General features: G+C 44.7%; 1 protein-coding gene. It reads left to right on the forward strand.

Annotated features, from left to right (window positions below; translation table 11 throughout):
- Window positions 1–498: fructosamine kinase family protein (locus R8O10_RS26380; protein WP_318192120.1), on the forward strand; the 498-nt coding region annotated here is incomplete at its 5' end.
- Between the last annotated feature and the right edge of the window lie 91 nt (window positions 499–589).

The following is a 589-nucleotide window of genomic DNA, read 5'->3' on the forward strand; positions in this document are numbered from 1 at the left end:
TTTGGTTTCGATACCGACAATTATCTCGGTTCCACCCTGCAGCCGAATCAATGGCACAAAAAATGGTGCATGTTCTTCGCTGAGCAACGTATTGGTTGGCAACTGCAGTTATTAAAAGAGAAAGGCGTGACGCTAGTTGATATCGACGACTTTATTGACGTTGTAAAACAGCTTCTTGCGAACCACACGCCAGAACCGTCTCTTCTACATGGTGATTTATGGAATGGTAATGCCGCTCTCACCGCGTTTGGCCCGATTTGTTTCGATCCTGCATGCTATTGGGGGGACCGAGAATGCGATATCGCGATGACTGAATTGTTTGGAGGGTTCCAACCTGAGTTCTATCAAGGGTATGAATCGGTGATGCCATTGCTGCCTAACTATCATGAACGAAAAGACATCTACAACCTCTATCACATCCTCAATCCTTGTAATTTGTTCGGTGGGCATTATTTGGAGCAAGCTCAGCTCACTATCAATAAAATTATTTCTTACTAATTTGGAAGGCACAAGTCACTGCTTTGTGTCAATTTTCGAGGCACATCACTCAAGCTACAGGCCCCAGATTCAAGGTTGAGTTTGGGGTCAA

Origin of the sequence: Vibrio sp. 1727 (assembly GCF_033344415.1) — a bacterium.
GTDB classification, from domain to species: Bacteria; Pseudomonadota; Gammaproteobacteria; order Enterobacterales; family Vibrionaceae; genus Vibrio; species Vibrio alginolyticus.